Consider the following 17,902-nt stretch of genomic DNA (forward strand, 5'->3'; position numbering starts at 1 on the left):
CTCCCTCCGCTTGACAGGTCCGCGAAATTGCTCGCCTATGTACAGTTGTGCTCAAACCTGTCCTACAGGATTGGGCGCTCTGCACGGGAGGGCAGAGTGCAGCAGGCTCCGGAGGAGACGAGCCGCAGCCTGGTCAGCCAGGCCATCGGCGCCATCACGCAGCACATGCGCGCCCACGACCTCGGGCCGGGCGACCGGCTGCCGAGCGAATCCCAGCTGTCGCGCGAGATGGGAGTGTCCCGCACAGTGGTGCGCGAAGCATTCCGCTCGCTCGCCGCGATGCGCCTCATCGAACTCAGCGCGGGCAAACGCGCCGTCATCGCCGAACTGGACTACGGCGTCATGTCGCCCGTCATCGAGCATGGCGTGCAGACCGAGCAGATCTCGATCCAGCAGATCTACGACGTGCGGCGCACCATCGAGATGCGCACCGCGGCGCTGGCGTCGCTGCGAAGGTCCGAAGACGAGAGCGCCCGCATCCTTGCCCACACGGAAGGAATGCGCGCCAATTTCGAGAACCTCCCGGCGCTGATGGAACACGACCTCGCCTTCCACTTGGAAATCGCCAAGGCGGCGAGGAACCCCGTCTTCACGCTGATCGTCGGCGCGTTCGACGGCGTGACGCGGCAGACCTGGCCGATCGGCTGGCGCAGCCGCAGCCGTGTCGAGGACCAGTTGGCCATGATCGACCTCCACCGCGAACTGGCCGAGGCGATCGCCGCAGGCGACCCGGCCCGGGCGCAGGACCTGATGGCGAAGCACTTCGACCGCAGCGTCAAGGCGCTCGTCGACGCGGGCATGGCATGAGGGCGCCGCGATGAAGATCTCCCGGATCGAGACCATCCGCATCGACGAGCGCCCGAACCTGCTCTGGGTCCGCGTCCACACCGACGAGGGGCTGGTCGGACTGGGCGAGACCTTCTTCATGGCCGAGACGGTGGAGACCTACATCCACGAGTTCGTCGCGCCACGGGTCATCGGCCGCGACCCGATGCAGATCGACCTCCTGGCTTCCGACCTGACCGGCTATCTTGGCTTCCGCTCGACCGGCGCGGAGATGCGCGGCAATTCCGCCTTCGACATCGCGCTGTGGGATCTGTTCGGCAAGGCAACCGGGCAGCCCATCGCGCAACTGCTGGGCGGCTTCAGCCGGCAGGAGATCCGCACCTACAACACCTGCGCTGGCACCGAGTACATCAAGGAGGCGACCGGCCAGCAGGCGGCAAACTTCGGGCTCGGGAACAAGGGTTCCTACGACGACCTCAACGGCTTCCTTCACCGCGCCGACGAGCTTGCGCAGTCGCTGCTCGACGAAGGCACCACGGCGATGAAAATCTGGCCGTTCGACATGGCGGCCGAGAAGACGCGCGGCCAGTACATATCGAGCGCCGACCTGAAGGCTGCCCTCAAGCCGTTCGAGAAGATCCGCAAGGCCGTCGGAGACCGCATGGACATCATGGTCGAGTTCCATTCGCTGTGGCAGCTCCTGCCGGCGATGGAGATCGCGCGCGAGCTGGCTCAGTTCCGGACCTTCTGGCACGAGGACCCGATCCGCATGGACAGCCTTTCCAGCCTCAAGCGCTACGCGGAGGCCTCGCGCGCGCCCATCTGCGCCTCCGAGACGCTGGGCTCGCGCTGGGCCTTCCGCGACCTGCTGGAAACCGGCGCCGCCGGCATCGTCATGCTCGACGTCAGCTGGTGCGGCGGCCTCTCGGAAGCGCGCAAGATCGCCGCCATGGCCGAGGCCTGGCACCTGCCTGTGGCGCCGCACGACTGCACGGGACCTGTCGTGCTGTGCGCCTCCACGCACCTGTCGCTGAATGCGCCCAACGCGCTGGTGCAGGAGAGCGTACGCGCCTTCTACCGCACTTGGTACCGCGACCTGGTGACGGCCCTGCCCGAGGTGCGGAACGGCATGATCACCGTGCCGCCCGGCCCCGGGCTCGGCATGGAATTGAATCCGGAGATGGACAGGCTCTTCAGCGTCCGTCGACGATCAAGCGAGGCCACCTGACCGGGAGGGTCGGCGGCCAAAACACAAGTGGAGGAGAGCATGAAGAGACTGTTTGCAGTACTTGTCGCCTGCACCGCACTGGCCGGAGGAGCGCCGACCCCGGCAAGCGCGCAGGAACCGATGAACATCGTGTTCACGCACCATTCGTCGGCCTCAAACCCGTTCTGGCAGGCGGTGAAGAAGGGCTTCGACGACGCCTGCGCCAAGCTCCAGGCCAATTGCCAGATGATCTTCACCCAGACCGAAGGCTCGATCGAGCAGCAGTCGGCCAACATGCTGGCCGCGCTGGCGGGCAAGCCCGATGCGCTGATCACCTCGATCGTCGACAACAACGCCTTCGACCAGATCATCGCCGACGCCCGCGCCGCCGGCGTCACCGTCATCGCCTCCAACGTCGACGACACCGAAGGTGCTGCCGGCAATGCCCGCCAGGCCTTCATCGGCCAGGGTTTCATCCCTGCCGGCTATGAGCTCGGGAAGAAGATGTCCGAGTTCTTCCCGAAGGAGGGCAAGATCAAGGCGCTCGTCGGCGTCTCGGCGCCCGGCCAGAACTGGTCGGAACAGCGCGCCGCCGGCGTCATGAAGTTCCTCGAGGAGTACAAGGCGGCGAACAGCGGCCGCGAGGTGGTGATCGAGCGTCTCGACACCGGCACGGACGGCGCCGTCGTGGCCGACCGCGTCGGCGCCTATCTGGCCGCCAATCCGGACACCACGGTCTATTTCGACACCGGCCTGTGGCACGCCTATGTGGCGCAGGTGCTCGTCGACCGAGGCGTCGAGCCCGGCAAGGTGCTGATGGGCGGATTCGACATCGTCGCCGAGGTGCTGCAGCAGATGGAAGCCGGCTACATCCAGGTCCAGGTCGACCAGCAGCCCTACATGCAGGGCTTCATGCCGGTCATGGAGGCGTACCTCACCAAGACCGTCGGCCTGCTGCCGGCCGACATCGACACCGGCAAGGGCATCATCGTCAAGGAAGACGTGCCGAAGCTGATGGAACTCGCCAAGCAGGGCGTGCGGTAGAACCACGATCGCCCCCTCCACCGCCTGCGGCGGTCCCCCTCCCCCGCTGCGCAGGGGAGGAGCCGCGGCGGTACCGCTGGCACAACCTGGATCCTCCCCCGTTTTCGGGGGAGGGGGACCGCCGCAGGCGGTGGAGGGGGCGACCCTTCACATCCCGGCGGAGACACTCCTCCCCTAGCCCGGAGCCTTCATGAAGCGCCTCATGAAAATCTACCTGGAGAAGCCGGAACTCGCCGCTGTGGTGTTCCTGCTGCTCCTGCTCATCGTCTTCCAGTTCCGTTCGAACGGTGTGTTCCTCAGCACGCAGAACCTGCGCGGCATGCTGGGCCTGCTGCCTGAGATGGGGCTGGTCGCCATCGGCGTGACCCTCCTGATGATCTGCGGGGAGTTCGACCTTTCGGTCGGCTCGGTTTTCGCGCTGACCCCGATGACGATGGCGGTGCTGCTTGCCGCCGGCGTGCCCTTCGCCTCCGCCTTTGCCGCCGGCCTCGTCGTTGCGCTTCTCGTCGGCTTCGTCAACGGCTTCATCACCATCAAATTCGCCATACCGAGCTTCATCACCACGCTCGGCATGATGTTCGTCGCGCGTTCGCTCACCGTCGTGATCTCGGGCGGATTCCCACCGCTGATTCCGGCGAACGCGCTGCCCAAATGGCTCTTCACCATCTATGTCGGGCCGGGCGAGCTGTTCCGCATGTCCTTCTTCTGGTTCCTCGCCATCGCGATCCTGGTGTCGATGCTGATGTCGCGCACCAATTTCGGCAACTGGGTGCGCGCGACAGGCGGCTTCCTGCCGGCCGCGCAGTCGATGGGCATCCCGACGGCGCGCGTGAAGATCGCCTGCTTCATGATCTGCTCGCTGCTCGTCGGCTTCGCAGGCACCATCCAGGTCATGCGCCTCGGCGCGCCGCTGCCGTCGATCGGCGAGGGGCTGGAGCTGCAGGCGGTGGCGGCCGCCGTGATCGGCGGCACCTCGCTGATGGGCGGCGTCGGCACGATCCTCGGCGGCATCGTGGGCGCCGTCCTCATCCGCGTCATCGACAACGGCCTTGTGCTGTCCCAGGTCGACGCCAACTGGTTCAAGATGGCGATCGGCCTGCTGACCATCTTCGCCGTGGTGGTGAACGCGTGGATGCGCAAGCGGGCCCGCGCGATCAAGGTGGAGACCTAGATGACCGCCCCCATCATCGAGATCCGGAACCTGCAGAAGTGGTACTCGGGCGTCCACGCGCTCAAGAACGTCTCGCTCGACATCTACCCCAACGAGGCGCTCGGGCTCGTCGGCGACAATGGCGCCGGCAAGTCGACGCTGATCAACATCCTCTCCGGCACGCAGCGGGCGGACGGCGGCGAGATCAGGATGGAAGGCACGCCGGTCGACTTCGCCAACCCGCGCGAGGCGATGGAGCGCGGCATAGAAACGATCTACCAGTACAACTCGATGGTGCCGACCATGACGATTGCGCGCAACGTCTTCATCGGCCGCGAGCCGGTGAAGGCGTCGCTGTTCGGCATCGGCATCCTCGACCAGAAGAAGATGCGCGAGGAAAGCGTCAGGGCGATCGCCGACGTCGACCTTCACCTGCGTTCGCCGGACGCCCTTGTCGGCGAACTGTCAGGCGGCCAGCGGCAGGGCGTTGCGATCGCGCGCGCAATGCACTTCAAGTCGAAGGTGATGATCCTGGACGAGCCGACCAATCACCTGTCGGTGAAGGAGACCAACAAGGTGATCGGCTTCGTGCGCGGGCTGAAGGCGCAGAAGATCACCGGCGTCTTCATCAGCCACAACATGCACCACGTCTTCGACTGCTGCGACCGCGTCGTCGCCATGGCGCGCGGCGAGATCGTGCTCGACAAGCGCATCGAGGACACCAACATCGACGAAGTGCACGGGGTGCTGTGATGAGGCGCCTTTCCTCTCCCTCACGAAGTGGGGGAGAGGTGTCGAGGGCTTCAGCCCGAGACGGAGAGGGGGGCCTTCTTCGTCTCAAGCGGCGGCGTCCCCCTCTCCGCTTCGCTTCGCTCAGCACCTCTCCCCCACTTCGTGGGGGCGAGGATGGGCGATGGCTTCACCCGATCTTCGGGTCGAGCTCGCCGGACTTGTAGCGCTTCGCCATCTCGGAGACGGGGATCGACTTGATCTTCGAGGCATGGCCGGCGGTGCCGAACTCCTCGAAGCGCTGCTTGCAGAGCTTGGTCATCGCGACCATGGCCGGCTTCAGGTACTTGCGCGGATCGAACTCGCTCGGGTCCTCCGCCAGCACCTTGCGGATCTGGCCGGTCAGCGCCATGCGGTTGTCGGTGTCAATGTTGATCTTGCGCACGCCGTGCTTGATGCCGCGCTGGATCTCTTCGACCGGCACGCCCCAGGTCGGCTTCATCTTGCCGCCGTACTGGTTGATGATGTCCTGCAGGTCCTGCGGCACCGACGACGACCCGTGCATGACGAGATGCGTGTTCGGGAGCTTGCGGTGGATCTCCTCGATCACGTTCATCGCCAGCACCGCGCCGTCCGGCTTGCGGCTGAACTTGTAGGCGCCGTGGCTGGTGCCCATGGCGATCGCCAGCGCGTCGACCTTAGTTTCCTTGACGAACTTCACCGCCTCGTCGGGGTTCGTGAGCAACTGGTCGTGGGACAGCTTGCCCTCGAAGCCGTGCCCGTCTTCCTTCTCGCCCTCGCCGGTCTCCAAGCTGCCGAGCACGCCGAGCTCGCCCTCGACGGAAATGCCGCCGAGATGGGCCATGTCGACCACCGTCTTCGTCACGCCGACGTTGTAGTCCCAGTCGCCCGGGGTCTTGCCGTCGGCCTTCAGCGAGCCGTCCATCATCACCGACGTGAAGCCGGCCTGGATCGCCGTCATGCAGGTGCCCGGCTCGTTGCCGTGGTCGAGATGCACGCAGACAGGGATGTGCGGATAGATCTCGGTGACGGCGTCCATCATGTGCTTCAGCATGATGTCGTTGGCATAGGAGCGCGCGCCGCGCGAGGCCTGCAGGATCACCGGGGCGTCGACCGCGTCCGCCGCCTCCATGATGGCCAGCGCCTGCTCCATGTTGTTGATGTTGAAGGCGGGCACACCGTAGCCGTGTTCGGCAGCGTGATCGAGCAATTGTCTCAGCGTGATGCGGGCCATGCAGAAATTCTCCTCGGTATACAATCGAGGCACGCCATAGGGCATATTTCATCCCTCTTCCATAGAGCTTTTGAGCGCAGTCCGCTTGCGATCCGCCCCCGGCAGTGCGGACAGCCGGGGTTGCGGCCGCGCCGTGTTGGTGCGTAACTGCACCAGACCTGATGAGATGGGCCGTATCCGATGCCGACCTCCGAGGCTCTCTGGATAACAAGTCCCGGCAATTGCGAACTCGACGCGACAGGCTTCGAGACGCCCGCGGGATTTGTTGAGGTCGAGACGCTGTTCTCCGGGATCAGCCGCGGCGCCGAGGCGCTCGTGTTCAGGGGCGAGGTGCCGGAAACCGAATGGCAGCGCATGCGCTGTCCCCTGCAGGAGGGCGTGTTCGCCTTCCCAGTGAAGTATGGCTACGCGACGGTCGGCGTCGTCGAGGAAGGTCCCCACGAACTGCTCGACCGGACCGTCTTCGTGCTGCATCCGCACCAGGCGCGGTTTTCGGCGCCCGAATCCATGGCGGTCCCGCTCCCGAAGGAGGTCCCGGCGGCGCGCGCCGTTCTGGCAGCCAGCATGGAGACGGCGCTCAACATCGTCTGGGATGCGCGCGCCGCACCCGGTGACCGCATCGCCATCGTCGGCGCCGGCGTCATCGGCGCGCTGGCCGGATACTTGTGCGCCCGTATTCCGGGGACCGAGGTGACGCTCGTCGACAAGAACCCGATGCGGGCCGCACTGGCAAGCACGCTGGGTTGCCGCTTCGCGCTGCCGCAGGACAGCCCCGAGGATTGCGACGTCGTCATCCACGCCAGCGCGAGCACGGCCGGTCTGGCGACCGCGCTTGCCGCGGCGGCAATGGAAGCGCGGGTGGTGGAGGCGAGCTGGTATGGCGCGAACCACGTAAGCGCACCGCTGGGCGCGGCCTTCCACAGTCGCCGTCTGCAGCTCGTGTCGTCACAGGTCGGGCATGTTCCCGCCGATCGCCGCGTGCGCTGGCCGAACCGGCGCAGGCTGAAGACGGCGCTTGGATTGCTCGCCGACGCCGGGCTGGACATCCTGATCAGCGGGGAGTCGGAATTTTCGCGGCTGCCCGCGCGCTACGCGGCGATCCTTGCCGATCCCGCAACGCTCTGCCACCGCGTCCGGTACGGCAGGACCCAATGAAGGCGCAAGCAATGGTCGCAGTCGAGGTCCGCGACCACATCATGATCGCCCACAGCCTGGCATCGCCGGTGCTCGGGCCGGCGCAGGGGCTGCACGGCGCGACCTTCGTCGTCGACGCGGCCTTCTACACCGAGGATCTCGACGGGAACGGGCTGGTCGTGGATATCGGCCTGGCGACAGGCAGCGATTGCAAGCTACGGTTCGACGCCCATCCGCTTCAGCCAGTTCTTCCCCGTGCCGCGGCCGCGCAGGATCGCCAGCGGGTCCTCGGCGTCGAGGCGCGAGCAGATGCGGTAGACCTCCAGCGTATCCGCGCTCATCTCGCCGCGCCTGTAGAAGAACATCGCTGCCGCGTAGCGCGCCCGGCCGGACCACTCCTCGCCGAGCGGCGTGTTGACCAGCGCCCAGTTCTCCGCCACCTCCGCGTCACTGCCGGCGGCGGTCGCAGGCTCCTGGCCGCCCCGTCTCCTCTTCCGGTTCATCTCAGCGCTCGCCCGGAGGATTGGCAGTGCGGCGTTCGAGCTTGATGAAGGGCCTCGGCACGACCTTCGCCCGCTTCATGAGCTTCTGGTACTGCAGCTCGCGCAATGCGTAGATCTCCACCCAGAGATCGTCGGTCACGGCGTCGCCGAAAGGTCGCGCCAAGCTTGCGATGGCGATGTTGCGCTTCGCCATCGGCGACCAGATCGCCGCGCTGACCACCCCGGCTTCATGCACCTTGCGATGATAGACGATCGCGTGCTCGGCAGGAACGTTGCCCTCGATCTCCAGGCCGACCAGCACATGGCGCAGGGTGCGCTTCTGCCGTGCCTCGAGGATGGCGCGGCGTCCGTTGAAATGGCCCTTTCCGACGTCGACCATAAAGCCAAGCCCGATCTCGTCGGGCATGCGGACGCGGTCCTGCCGGAGCGCGTGTTCCGCGGTGACGAAATCCGCGTTGGCGACGATCAGCCCCGCCTCGATGCGGGCGCGGTTCAGCGCCGTGTAGCCGATGGCGCGTATGCCATGCAAAGCGCCCGCCTCGAACAGCCTGTCCCACAGCGACAGGGCATCCTCTGCCGGCACGAAAAGCTCGTAGCCGAGGTCGCCGGTGAAACCGGTGCGCGAGATCGTCACCGTCGCGCCGTCGTGGGAGAACTCCGCGAGGTCGAAGATCTTGAGCTTCTCCACTCCGGCGAACCCCGCATCGCGCAGCACGGCGTAGGAGGTCGGACCCTGCAGCGCGAGGCCGGCCACCTCCTCGGTTTCTTCTGCGATCTCGACGTCAAGACCTTCGGCACTGTCGAGCAGCCAGGGCAGGTGCCGCTCCTGGCAGCACAGTCGGAAGCGGGTCGGCGAGAGCCGGAAGAGCGTGCCGTCGTCCAGCACATGGCCCTCGTCGTCGCACCATGCGGTGTAGTGGACGCGCCCGGGCCTGAGCTTCGTCACGTCGCGCAGGGTGACCTTGTTGCACAGCGCCTCCGCGTCCGGTCCCTCGATCCGGTATTTCACCATCGGCGAGATGTCGAACACCGCCGCCTGGCTGCGGATGGCGAAATACTCGAGCTCTTCGTCCCACAGCGAATGCGGCGCGCGATAGCCGCCCCATGAATACCAGTCGTTGGTCCTGGCCAGCGCGTCGATGCGCGGCTGGAACGGCGTGCCCAGGCGGAGCGTGCGGAAGTGGAGCTGGGCGGGGGTGTGGGCGGTCATGAGAGACACCTCCTTGCCCTGCCGGTTCCCCCCTCTGGCCTGCCTTCTCCCTTGTAGCCGCGGGCAACGAAACGACAGGTGGACACCGCCTTCCCCCACTCCGGCCCTTCGGGCCACCTCTCCCCCCTCCGGAGGGAGAGCAAGGGAGCGCGACAGGCCGGCCGGCGCTTCCTCTCCCCCGTCGATCGGGGGAGAGGTGGTCTGCAAAGCAGACCGGAGTGGGGGTCGACTGCTGGGTCCACAATGGTCGTCCTATGACGAGGCATACTCTCCGAGGCAGGAAAGCCGAACGTCATCACCCCTTCCTCCCCAGTACCCGACGCGCCGCATTCAGCCCCGGCACGCCCGAAATCCCACCTCCCGGATGCGAACCCGCGCCGCACAGGAACAGTCCCTCAACTGGCGTCTCGTAGCCCGACCAGCCGGACACCGGGCGCGACATCAGCATCTGGTCGGCCTGCAGCTCGCCATGGTGCCAGTGGCCGCCGGGCATCAGGTAGCGCGCCTCGATGTCGGCGGGCGTCAGCAGTTCCGAGTGCAGCACCGACGCGCCGACCCCCGGCGCATGCGCCTCGAGCTGCGCCATGATCGCGGCCATGAGCTTCGGCTTGCCCGTCTCCCAGCCCTCCTTCAGCGCATAGGGCGCGAACTGCACGTTGGCGGAAAGCACGCACTTGCCTTCCGGCGCCAGCGAAGGATCGATGAGGCTGGGCAGCGTGATCTCCATCACAGGCTCGGGCGAAAACTCGCCGTACTTGGCCGGGTTGAACGCGCGCTCGACATGGTCGGCGGAGGGCGCGATCACCAGGCGCCCGGCACGGAACTGCGACGGCAGTCCCGGGAACTCGGGAACCCGGTCGAGCGCAAGGTGCAGCTTCGCCACGTTCCCCTTCATGCGGATGTTCTTCAGCTTGCTCACGAAGCCGGTGTCGAGCTGGCGCGCCCCGACGAGTTCGAGGAAGGTTGAGCGCGGATTGATCGCCGAGATCACGGTCTTCGCGCTCACCTCCTCTCCCGAGGCGAGCGCCACGCCGGTGGCGCGCCCGTTTTCGACGAGAACGCGTTCGGCGACGGCATTGCAGCGGACAGTCACGCCCGCCGCGGCGGCGGCCGAACGCAGCGCCTCGACGACCGCACCCATGCCGCCCTTCGGCACGATGCATGCACCCGGCGCCCCGGCGATCTCTCCCGCCAGCCGATAGTAGAGGCCGAGCAGCGACGTCGGCGAACGCGGTCCGAGATGGCTGCCGAGCACGGCGTCGAAGGCGAGCAGGCCGCGCAGGCGATCATCCGTCAGATGCTCGTCCAGGACATCGGTAACGTTCATCAGCAGCATGCGCAGGAAGTCGCGCATGTCCTCGCGGCCGAGACGCCTGAGCGAGAGGCCGATTTTGGCCAGCCCCGCAGTCTCGCCGAGCGACATGCCCCACAGGTCCGGAGGACAGCGCGCGAGCAGTGGTTTCAGGATTCCCGCATAGCGGATCAGTTGCGCCCGCAGTCCCTGCCAGGCCTTGTCTTCCGCGGCCGTCGCCCCGGTCAGGCTCTCGCCATAGGCGCCGTGCAGCGTCAGCGGCGATCCCGTCGCGGAAAGGACAGCCGTGGGCGCGGCGTCGGCCATGCGCAGGCGCAGGCCATGCGCCTCGAGATCGAGCGCCCGGACCACCTCCGGGTGGAGAAGGGTGAGCACATGCGCCGTCGAGGCGCGGAACCCGGGCGCGAATTCCTCCGTCCACGCCGGACCGCCCAGAAACTTTGCTGCCTCCAGCACGACCACCTTGCGCCCGTCCTTGGCCAGCACGGTGGCTGCGACCAGGCCGTTGTGCCCGCCGCCGATGACGGCGACGTCCCAGATGGCATCACACGACGTCATGGGCAGGGCTCATGTGACGCGCGGGCCTGGCTAGGTCGCGCAGGATCTCGGCGGCGGCATTGCGCCCCGGCGCGCCCATCACGCCGCCGCCCGGATGGGTAGACGAGCCGCACATGTAGAGGCCGCCGATCGGCGAGCGGTACTGCGCATAGCCGGGCACCGGCCGGTTGAAGAGCAGCTGGTCGAAGGTGAGCTCGCCCTGGAAGATGTTGCCCTCGGTCAAGCCGACCTCAGCCTCGATCTCGCGCGGCGTTCGCACCTCCATGTGCACGATGCGATCCCTGAAACCCGGCGAATAGTCGGCGATCTGGGCGATCACGCTCTCGGCGAAGCCGTCGCGGTCGGCGGCCGTCCATTCGCGCCCTTCGACCTTGGGCGGCGCGTATTGCACGAAGCAGCTCATGAAGTGTTTTCCGGGTGCGGCCATGGTCGGGTCGAGCGTCGTCGGGATCACCATGTCCAGGAACGGGTCGGCCGACCAGCGGCCCGCCTTCCAGTCGTCATAGGCGCGCTCCATGCGCTCCACCGAGTCGGTGAAATGCATGTCGCCGCGCAGGCAGGGCGAGTCGGAAGGCAGCGCCGGGAACTCCGGCATCGAGTCCAGCGCGATGTTGACCTTGCCCGACGAGCCGCGGATCTTGAAGTTTCTTACCCGGCGCAGGAAGGTCGCCGGGAGCTCCCTTTCCTCGACGAGCTTCAGGAAGGTGCGCTTCACGTCCGCGTTCGAGACGACCAGCTTGCCGAAGACCTCCTCGCCGCCGGCCAGCACGACTCCCTTCGCGCGACCGTTCCTCACCAGCACCCGTTCGACCTCCGCTCCCGTGCGGATAGTGCCGCCCGAGGCGCGGAACGAATCCGCCAGCGCCTTCGTCACCGCCCCCATGCCACCGCGGGCGTAGCCCCAGGCGCCGACGGACCCGTCCACCTCGCCCATGTAGTGGTGCAGCAGCACGTAGGCGGTGCCGGGCGACATCGGGCCGAGCGCGGTGCCGATGATCCCCGACAGCGCGAAGTTCGCCTTGATGACGTCGGTTTCGAAATACTCGTCCAGGAAATCCGAGATCGACATCGTCCAGAAGCGCAGCGTCAGCGCCATCTCCTCGGCCTTCATGCCGGCGAATTTTCTGACGAGGAAGATCAGCTCGCCGATATCGCGCGGCCGGAAGCTGGTCGGGTCCGGCGCCGTGCGCATCAGGAGCGGCTGGATGAAACGGCACTGTCGCGTGACGTCGCGGGCGTAACGCTCGTAGGCTTCGGCATCGCGTTTCGAGAACCGCGCGAACTCGCGCCGGTGCGCATCGTGGTCGCGGTAGTTGGCGAGATAGTCGCCGTCGCGGGTGAAGACCGCGCCGCCCTCGTAGGAGATCACCTGCAGGCCGAAGCGCGGCAGTTCGAGGTCGCGCATGATCTCCGGCCGGAACAGCGAACAGACATAGGAGCAGTTCGAGTAGAGGAAGCCCGGTGCGAGCTCGCGGCTGGTCGCCGCCCCGCCGACCCAGTCGTTCTTCTCGACCACCAGCACATCCAGCCCCGCCCGCTGCAGGTAGCAGGCGTTGACCAGTCCGTTGTGACCGCCGCCGATGACGATTGCGTCCCAGGTCTTCATGTCCCGAGGGTCCTTCCCCTGCCGAGAATTTCGCACGGATCATAAAAGTTTGTCCAGCCGTATTGAATGAACGTTCAACAAATTCGCGTTGCGTTCCGTAACGGATGCGCTAGGCTTCGTCAGCCAAAGCCGCGGTTGGAACGCAGCACCGATGACGACCGGCGCCGGACCAGAGTACGACGACACCGCCATCCGTTTCCTGGAGGCGCTGTGGGGCGAGGGCTATTTGTCGCCCGGAGGATCCGAGGAGGTCGACCGCGTCGTCGAGGGGCTGCACCTTGAGGCGAAGCACATCCTCGACATCGGCTGCGGCGCAGGCGGCATCACCCTTCATCTGGTCCGGCGCCATGGCGCGGGGCGAGTGACCGGCTATGACGTCGAGGCGCCGGTCATCCTGGCCGCGCGCCAGCGTGCGTCCCGGTCGGACATGGCGGACAGGCTGGATTTCGTGCTTGGCGCGCCCGGAGCCCTTCCCTTCGTGGACGCGCAGTTCGACATGGTCTTCTCCAAGGACGCGATTCTGCACGTGCCCGACAAGGACGCGCTGTTCACCGAGGTGTTCCGCGTGCTGAAGCCGGGCGGCGTCTTCGCCGCGAGCGACTGGCTGATCGGCCATGACGGACAGCCCTCCGCGGAGATGATCGCTTACGTAGCAGCTGAAGGCCTTTCCTTCAGCATGGCTTCGCCCGCGCGCTACCGGCTGGCGATGGAACGCGCCGGCTTCACAGACATTTCCATCTCGGACCGCAACGGCTGGTATCGCACAGCCGCACGCGCTGAACTGGATCGCCTCAAGGGCCCGCTCTACGGGAGCGTGTGCGCGGCCGTCGGGAAGGAATATGTCGACAAGAACATCCGCACCTGGGAAGCGATGCAGAAGGTGCTTGACAGCGGGGAGCACCGGCCCACTCATCTGCGCGCATGGAAGCCGGGGCGGTAGCCGGCCATGTGGAGATCGCCGGGGCAGATGAAGACGCCAGCGCCGAAGACGGCAGCCGAACCGGACGCCAGGCCCGACGCCGAGCGGCGGGGCCGCAAGGCGTCGAAGGAAACCCGCCGCCAGCAGCTCATCGAGGCGACCATCGACTCGCTTGCGAAGCGCGGCTACTCCGAGACGACCATGGCCGACGTCGCCGACGGCGCCGGCCTGTCGCGCGGCATCGTCAACTTCCATTTCGAGAGCAAGGAGAAGCTGCTCGTCGCCACGCTGCAGTACATGGCGGACGAGTATGCCGCGCACTGGCGCGCTGCGCTGCTCAAGGGCGGCACCGAGCCGGCCACCCAGCTCATGGCGCTGGTCACCGCCGACTTCGACCGCACGATCTGCAACAGGCGCAAGCTGGCCGCCTGGTGCGCCTTCTGGGGCGAGGCCAAGTCGCGGCCCACCTACCAGGCGCTGTGCGGCGCGCGCGACGAGGCCTACCAGCTGCAGATCATCGAGATTTGCCGCCGGCTGAAGGACGAAGGCGGCTACGCCTACGATCCGTTCACGACCGCGCTCGGGCTGAGCGCGATGCTGGAGGGGCTGTGGCTGAGGCTGATGATGGGCACCGAGGAGGTGACGCGCGAGATCGCGCTCCGCGCCGCGCACGAACATCTCGCCTCGGTCTTCCCGCGACACTATCCACGCACGACGGCGCGGCAGATCGAGATCGCATAGCCAGGAACGGGGGGAGGACCGAGATGGCCGGCTTGACGCGACGCAGCACGATAACACTGGCGCTGGGTGGCGCGCTGGCCGCCTTCGTTGCGGCCGGCGCAATCGCCGAGGACGCCGAACTCGTCATCTTCGACTGGGCCGGCTACGAGGATCCCAGCTTCTTTCCGAAATACGTGGAGAAGAACGGCGACACGCCCACCTTCACCTTCTTCGGCGACGAGGACGAGGCGTTCGAGAAGGTCCGCTCCGGCTTCAAGGCCGATCTCGGCCACCCGTGCTCGCAGAGCGTGGTCAAATGGCGCGAGGCGGGGCTGCTGCAGCCGCTGGACACCGCGCGTATCGCCGGTTGGAACGACCTCGACCCGAACATCACCGGGATGAAGGACCTGGTGACGTCGGACGACGGCAAGGTCTGGTTCATGCCTTGGGAGTGGGGCAATTCGCTGCTCACCTACAACACGGAGAAGGTGCCGGCCGAGGATCTGAAGTCGCTCAAGATCCTCGCCGACCCGAAGTACAAGGACCGCGTCTCCGTTCCCGACAATGTGGACGACGCCTATGCGCTGGCCAGCCTCGCCATCGGGTTGAAGGACTGGACGCAGATGACGGACGATCAGTTCAAGCAGGCGTCCGACTTCCTGCGCGAGGTTCACAAGAACGTTCGCCTCTACTGGACCGACAACACCGAGATCGTGCAGGCGATGGGTGGCGGCGAGGTCGATCTCGCCTGGGCATGGAACGACGCCGCCGCGCAGCTCCAGCTGCAGAGCGTCCCGGTCCAGGCCACCCGCGACACCGCCGAAGGCGTTTCGACCTGGGTCTGCGGCTACGTTCTCTACAAGGATGCGCCCGGCAGCCTGGACAAGGCCTACGACTACCTGAGCGCCATCAACACGCCGGAGGTGGCGAACTTCCTGCTGTCGGACTGGGGCTACGGCCACTCGAACGCCAAGGCCATGGCGACCATCGATCCGAAGGTGGTGGCGGAGAAGGGCTACGCCGACGTGGACAAGTTCGTCGACAAGACGCTGTTCCAGTCGCCGCTCCCGACCGACCTGAAGCTCAAGATGATCGCCGAGTTCGAGAAGATCAAGGCGGGCTATTGAGCGGGCAGAACGTCGATGTGGCGGTGATCGGGGCCGGCTTCGCCGGCCTCGCCGCCGCCCTCGAACTCCAGCAGTCCGGGGTCGATTTCATCCTCCTCGAGGCGCGCGACCGCGCCGGCGGGCGCGTGGAGGCGCGCCGCAACGGCCTCGGCGAGCTGATCGACACCGGCGGACAGTTCCTGTGCGAGGACATGCCGGAACTGATGGCGCTGGTGCGCCGCAGCGGCCTGACGCTCGTCACCACGCCGGTCGCGGGCGCCTTCACGGTGCAGCCGCCGATGAGCGGGGTGGCGGCCGAGCGCAGCTATGCGGCCAGCATGGCGATCCGCGACCGCATGAACCTGATCGATCCGAAGGACCCGGCAATCGCCGGATTGAGCGTTGCCGACTGGCTGGCGCGCCAGGACGTGTCCGCTGACGCCAGGAGCGGCTTCCAGTCGATGATCGAAGGGCTCTGGTGCCAGCCGATCGAGCGTATCCCGCTCTGGTATCTCATCGACAACGACCGCCGCGTAACCAACGAGATCCCCGAGCTGCAGTATTTCGTCGGCGAAACCATGCAGGCACTGGCCGACCGCCTGGCCTCCGCGCTCGGCGAAAGGCTGCGGTTGTCGACCGCCGTGACCTCGGTCGGGACTGGCTCCCGCGGGGTGCGCATCAATTGCAGCGGAACCGTGCTGCATGCCCGCCGCGCGCTCGTCGCCGTGCCGCCGGTCGCTGCCCGGCAGATCCGCTTTCAACCGCCGCTGCCCGACAGGCTGCAGCAGGCGCTGGACGCATGGAACAGCGGCACGGTGATCAAGGGGCTGGTGCGCTACGCGACGCCGTTCTGGCGCACGTTGGGGCGCAACGGCATGGTGATGTGGCGCGACATTCACGGCCTCTTCGCCTGCGATGCGAGCCACGACGACGGGCATCCGGCGCTCGTCGTCTTCATCGCCGGGCCGCTTGCCGAACGCTGGCGCGGTCTCGGCGGGGAGCGCCTCGCGATGGAGATCAGGTCGCGGCTCGCCGCCGCCCTCGGCCCGGAGGCGGACCAGGTCCTCGACATCACCTTCCGCGACTGGTGCGGGGACCGCTGGAGCGGCGGCGGCTATTCCGACATTATCGTCGACGCCGCAACGACCGACGCCGAGGACGTCCTGCGCGAGGGCGCATGGCCGATCCTCTTCACCTGCTCCGAACTGTCGCCATCCTTTCCGGGTTACGTCGAAGGCGCGATCGTCGCCGGTCGCGCAGCCGCCCGGCGCCTGCTGGACGAAACGTCAACGACAGGGCGGTGAGCGTAGGGCAATCGCTTGAAGGGATCGCCCGGACATACCCCCACCCCTAACTCCTCCCCACAAGGGGGAGGGGGAAATCCTGTCTCGCCTTGGTCCAGAGCGATACGTCGATGATGTTGGCCGGGCATGGTGGCAAACTCGTCCCCCTCCCCCTTGTGGGGAGGGGTTAGGGGTGGGGGTAACCCCTTCAAGCGATTGCCCAGGAGGTAAGCGCCGCCGCTTGCGCCCAAGTGCAGCCTCAGACCGTCTGCGTCACCTTGTTGAGCAGCGCCGGCGCGTCCGGGTTCTCCCCGAGCGAGACGGACAGCGCCTCGACGAAACGGTAGAAGCTGACCACCCGGCAGATCGGGTTGAGCAGCGGGTTGCTGGCGTCCACCACCGGCAGCTGGCGTTGCGCACCGGCCTTGCCGCCCGCCACGAACACCGACGCGCCGGCGCCGGCCAGGTTGGCCGCGGCTTCCGCGATGCTGGTGTCGGTCTCGTCGCCATTGGCGAACACCAGCGCCGCGAAACGGTCGCGCGCGAGCGCGATCGGGCCGTGCCGCACCTCGGCCGCGCTGTAGGACTCGGCGTGCAGCCTGCATGTCTCCTTGAGCTTCAGGGCCGCTTCCCCGGAAACGGCGAGCCCGGGGCCGCGCCCGATGGTGAACAGCGAGTGCGCCGCCGCCACCGGCAGCGCAGCCGCACTCCAGTCGCACTCCAGTGCGCCCGACAGGGCTTCGGGCAGGCGCCGCAGCGCCTCATGAAGCTCCTTGTCGTCGCTCCAGTAGGCGACGACGCTGGCCAGCGCGACCAGCGACGCGACGAAGGACTTGGTCGCCGCGACCGCCTTCTCGGGTCCCGCCTGTAGGGGCAGCACGCTGCCCGCGGAACGACCTACCGGCGAGTCCGCCACGTTGAGCAGTGCGACCGTACGCGCGCCGCCTGCAGCCGCGCGCTCCTGCAGGCTGACGAGGTCCGGGCTGCCGCCCGACTGCGACACCGTCAGCAGCACGCCTTTGCCGAACTTCAGCTCGGCATTGTAGACGGAGGCGACGGACGGGCCGACCGAGGCGACCGGAATGCCGATGCGCTGCTCTACCAAGTATTTGAAATAGGTGACCGCCTGGTCGGAAGACCCGCGCGCGCAGGTGACCATGAAGGGCGGCGCATCACGGCGCAGCCGCTCGCCCTCCTCGCGGTAGGCGGCAGGCTCGGCGATCTGGCGCGCGGCCACCTCCGGGATCTCCCGGATCTCGCGCAGCATCTGTGTGGTGGTCACATTCATCTCCCTCTGGAGCCGGGCGCAGACAGTGTCCAACCCACTGCCTCTCATGACCCGGAGGCCCTGGGCGACCCCGGCATCGCCGTTTCAATATG

16 protein-coding genes and 1 pseudogene are annotated in these 17,902 nt (G+C 67.0%); 11 read left to right on the forward strand and 6 right to left on the reverse strand.

Annotated features, from left to right (window positions below; genetic code table 11):
- Positions 1-96: 96 nt before the first annotated feature.
- From PD284_RS04430 to PD284_RS04450, 5 genes are all read left to right on the forward strand, one after another.
- The gene (locus PD284_RS04430; RefSeq protein WP_274627016.1) at positions 97-807 is read left to right on the forward strand and encodes a FadR/GntR family transcriptional regulator; all 711 of its coding nucleotides are present in this window, start codon (positions 97-99) and stop codon (positions 805-807) included.
- 10 nt (positions 808-817) lie between these two features.
- Positions 818-2,014 (forward strand): mandelate racemase/muconate lactonizing enzyme family protein, encoded by a 1,197-nt coding sequence (locus PD284_RS04435; protein WP_274627017.1) that lies wholly within the window; start codon positions 818-820, stop codon positions 2,012-2,014.
- Between the two features lie 48 nt (positions 2,015-2,062).
- Positions 2,063-3,037: a sugar ABC transporter substrate-binding protein gene (locus tag PD284_RS04440; protein WP_411956251.1), complete on the forward strand. Its 975-nt coding sequence runs from the start codon at positions 2,063-2,065 to the stop codon at positions 3,035-3,037.
- A gap of 190 nt (positions 3,038-3,227) precedes the next feature.
- Positions 3,228-4,208, forward strand: a complete 981-nt coding sequence (locus PD284_RS04445; RefSeq protein ID WP_274627019.1) for an ABC transporter permease — start codon at positions 3,228-3,230, stop codon at positions 4,206-4,208.
- A complete protein-coding gene (locus PD284_RS04450) occupies positions 4,209-4,940 on the forward strand; it encodes an ATP-binding cassette domain-containing protein (RefSeq protein WP_274627020.1) in 732 nt (243 codons plus the stop codon).
- A gap of 166 nt (positions 4,941-5,106) precedes the next feature.
- Here PD284_RS04450 and fba read toward each other — a convergent pair whose 3' ends face one another.
- A complete protein-coding gene (gene fba / locus PD284_RS04455) occupies positions 5,107-6,171 on the reverse strand; it encodes a class II fructose-bisphosphate aldolase (RefSeq protein ID WP_274627021.1) in 1,065 nt (354 codons plus the stop codon).
- Positions 6,172-6,351: 180 nt separating this feature from the next.
- On the opposite strand from fba, the gene PD284_RS04460 reads away from it, so the two are divergent.
- Positions 6,352-7,326 carry a zinc-dependent alcohol dehydrogenase gene (locus tag PD284_RS04460; protein ID WP_274627022.1) on the forward strand — a complete coding sequence of 325 codons (975 nt, stop codon included), beginning with the start codon at positions 6,352-6,354 and terminating at the stop codon, positions 7,324-7,326.
- An 11-nt stretch (positions 7,327-7,337) separates the two neighbouring features.
- Positions 7,338-7,505, forward strand: a pseudogene (locus tag PD284_RS04465) (6-pyruvoyl trahydropterin synthase family protein); the annotation flags it as partial.
- A gap of 15 nt (positions 7,506-7,520) precedes the next feature.
- On the opposite strand, the gene PD284_RS04470 reads toward PD284_RS04465, so the two are convergent.
- The 4 genes from PD284_RS04470 to PD284_RS04485 all read right to left on the reverse strand — a co-directional run bounded on the left by PD284_RS04470 (position 7,521) and on the right by PD284_RS04485 (position 12,494).
- Positions 7,521-7,808, reverse strand: coding sequence for a hypothetical protein (locus tag PD284_RS04470; RefSeq protein WP_274627023.1), 288 nt, complete (start codon positions 7,806-7,808; stop codon positions 7,521-7,523).
- 1 nt (position 7,809) lies between these two features.
- The gene (locus PD284_RS04475) at positions 7,810-9,018 is read right to left on the reverse strand and encodes an aminomethyltransferase family protein (protein WP_274627024.1); all 1,209 of its coding nucleotides are present in this window, start codon (positions 9,016-9,018) and stop codon (positions 7,810-7,812) included.
- A 295-nt stretch (positions 9,019-9,313) separates the two neighbouring features.
- Positions 9,314-10,888 carry a phytoene desaturase family protein gene (locus PD284_RS04480; RefSeq protein ID WP_274627025.1) on the reverse strand — a complete coding sequence of 525 codons (1,575 nt, stop codon included), beginning with the start codon at positions 10,886-10,888 and terminating at the stop codon, positions 9,314-9,316.
- Positions 10,875-12,494, reverse strand: a complete 1,620-nt coding sequence (locus PD284_RS04485; protein WP_274627026.1) for a phytoene desaturase family protein — start codon at positions 12,492-12,494, stop codon at positions 10,875-10,877. Before PD284_RS04485 ends, PD284_RS04480 begins: the two co-directional genes overlap by 14 nt.
- Positions 12,495-12,645: 151 nt before the next feature.
- Here PD284_RS04485 and PD284_RS04490 point away from each other — a divergent pair, with 151 nt between their 5' ends.
- The 4 genes from PD284_RS04490 to PD284_RS04505 are packed head-to-tail and all read left to right on the forward strand — an operon-like array spanning position 12,646 to position 16,543.
- Entirely contained in the window at positions 12,646-13,434 is a 789-nt protein-coding gene (locus PD284_RS04490) for a class I SAM-dependent methyltransferase (RefSeq protein ID WP_274627027.1), read from the forward strand.
- 27 nt (positions 13,435-13,461) lie between these two features.
- A complete protein-coding gene (locus PD284_RS04495) occupies positions 13,462-14,154 on the forward strand; it encodes a TetR family transcriptional regulator C-terminal domain-containing protein (RefSeq protein WP_274627028.1) in 693 nt (230 codons plus the stop codon).
- Positions 14,155-14,177: 23 nt separating this feature from the next.
- Positions 14,178-15,260: an ABC transporter substrate-binding protein gene (locus tag PD284_RS04500; RefSeq protein ID WP_274627029.1), complete on the forward strand. Its 1,083-nt coding sequence runs from the start codon at positions 14,178-14,180 to the stop codon at positions 15,258-15,260.
- Positions 15,257-16,543 carry a flavin monoamine oxidase family protein gene (locus PD284_RS04505; protein WP_274627030.1) on the forward strand — a complete coding sequence of 429 codons (1,287 nt, stop codon included), beginning with the start codon at positions 15,257-15,259 and terminating at the stop codon, positions 16,541-16,543. The genes PD284_RS04500 and PD284_RS04505 overlap by 4 nt, the downstream gene beginning before the upstream one ends.
- Positions 16,544-16,781: 238 nt before the next feature.
- Here PD284_RS04505 and PD284_RS04510 read toward each other — a convergent pair whose 3' ends face one another.
- Complete coding sequence (locus tag PD284_RS04510; protein WP_274627031.1) at positions 16,782-17,810, reverse strand: SIS domain-containing protein; 1,029 nt, start codon at positions 17,808-17,810, stop codon at positions 16,782-16,784.
- Positions 17,811-17,902 lie beyond the last annotated feature (92 nt).

Origin of the sequence: Mesorhizobium shangrilense (assembly GCF_028826155.1) — a bacterium.
GTDB classification, from domain to species: Bacteria; Pseudomonadota; Alphaproteobacteria; order Rhizobiales; family Rhizobiaceae; genus Arvimicrobium; species Arvimicrobium flavum.

What these genes read in the sequence shown, in the direction of transcription:
- fba (WP_274627021.1), bottom strand. Translation starts at nt 6,171, where the DNA reads ATGGCCCGCATCACGCTGAGACAATTGCTCGATCACGCTGCCGAACAC.
- PD284_RS04450 (WP_274627020.1), top strand. Translation starts at nt 4,209, where the DNA reads ATGACCGCCCCCATCATCGAGATCCGGAACCTGCAGAAGTGGTACTCG.
- PD284_RS04435 (WP_274627017.1), top strand. Translation starts at nt 818, where the DNA reads ATGAAGATCTCCCGGATCGAGACCATCCGCATCGACGAGCGCCCGAAC.
- PD284_RS04500 (WP_274627029.1), top strand. Translation starts at nt 14,178, where the DNA reads ATGGCCGGCTTGACGCGACGCAGCACGATAACACTGGCGCTGGGTGGC.
- PD284_RS04510 (WP_274627031.1), bottom strand. Translation starts at nt 17,810, where the DNA reads ATGAATGTGACCACCACACAGATGCTGCGCGAGATCCGGGAGATCCCG.
- PD284_RS04445 (WP_274627019.1), top strand. Translation starts at nt 3,228, where the DNA reads ATGAAGCGCCTCATGAAAATCTACCTGGAGAAGCCGGAACTCGCCGCT.
- PD284_RS04490 (WP_274627027.1), top strand. Translation starts at nt 12,646, where the DNA reads ATGACGACCGGCGCCGGACCAGAGTACGACGACACCGCCATCCGTTTC.
- PD284_RS04475 (WP_274627024.1), bottom strand. Translation starts at nt 9,018, where the DNA reads ATGACCGCCCACACCCCCGCCCAGCTCCACTTCCGCACGCTCCGCCTG.
- PD284_RS04480 (WP_274627025.1), bottom strand. Translation starts at nt 10,888, where the DNA reads ATGACGTCGTGTGATGCCATCTGGGACGTCGCCGTCATCGGCGGCGGG.
- PD284_RS04495 (WP_274627028.1), top strand. Translation starts at nt 13,462, where the DNA reads ATGAAGACGCCAGCGCCGAAGACGGCAGCCGAACCGGACGCCAGGCCC.
- PD284_RS04460 (WP_274627022.1), top strand. Translation starts at nt 6,352, where the DNA reads ATGCCGACCTCCGAGGCTCTCTGGATAACAAGTCCCGGCAATTGCGAA.
- PD284_RS04485 (WP_274627026.1), bottom strand. Translation starts at nt 12,494, where the DNA reads ATGAAGACCTGGGACGCAATCGTCATCGGCGGCGGTCACAACGGACTG.
- PD284_RS04470 (WP_274627023.1), bottom strand. Translation starts at nt 7,808, where the DNA reads ATGAACCGGAAGAGGAGACGGGGCGGCCAGGAGCCTGCGACCGCCGCC.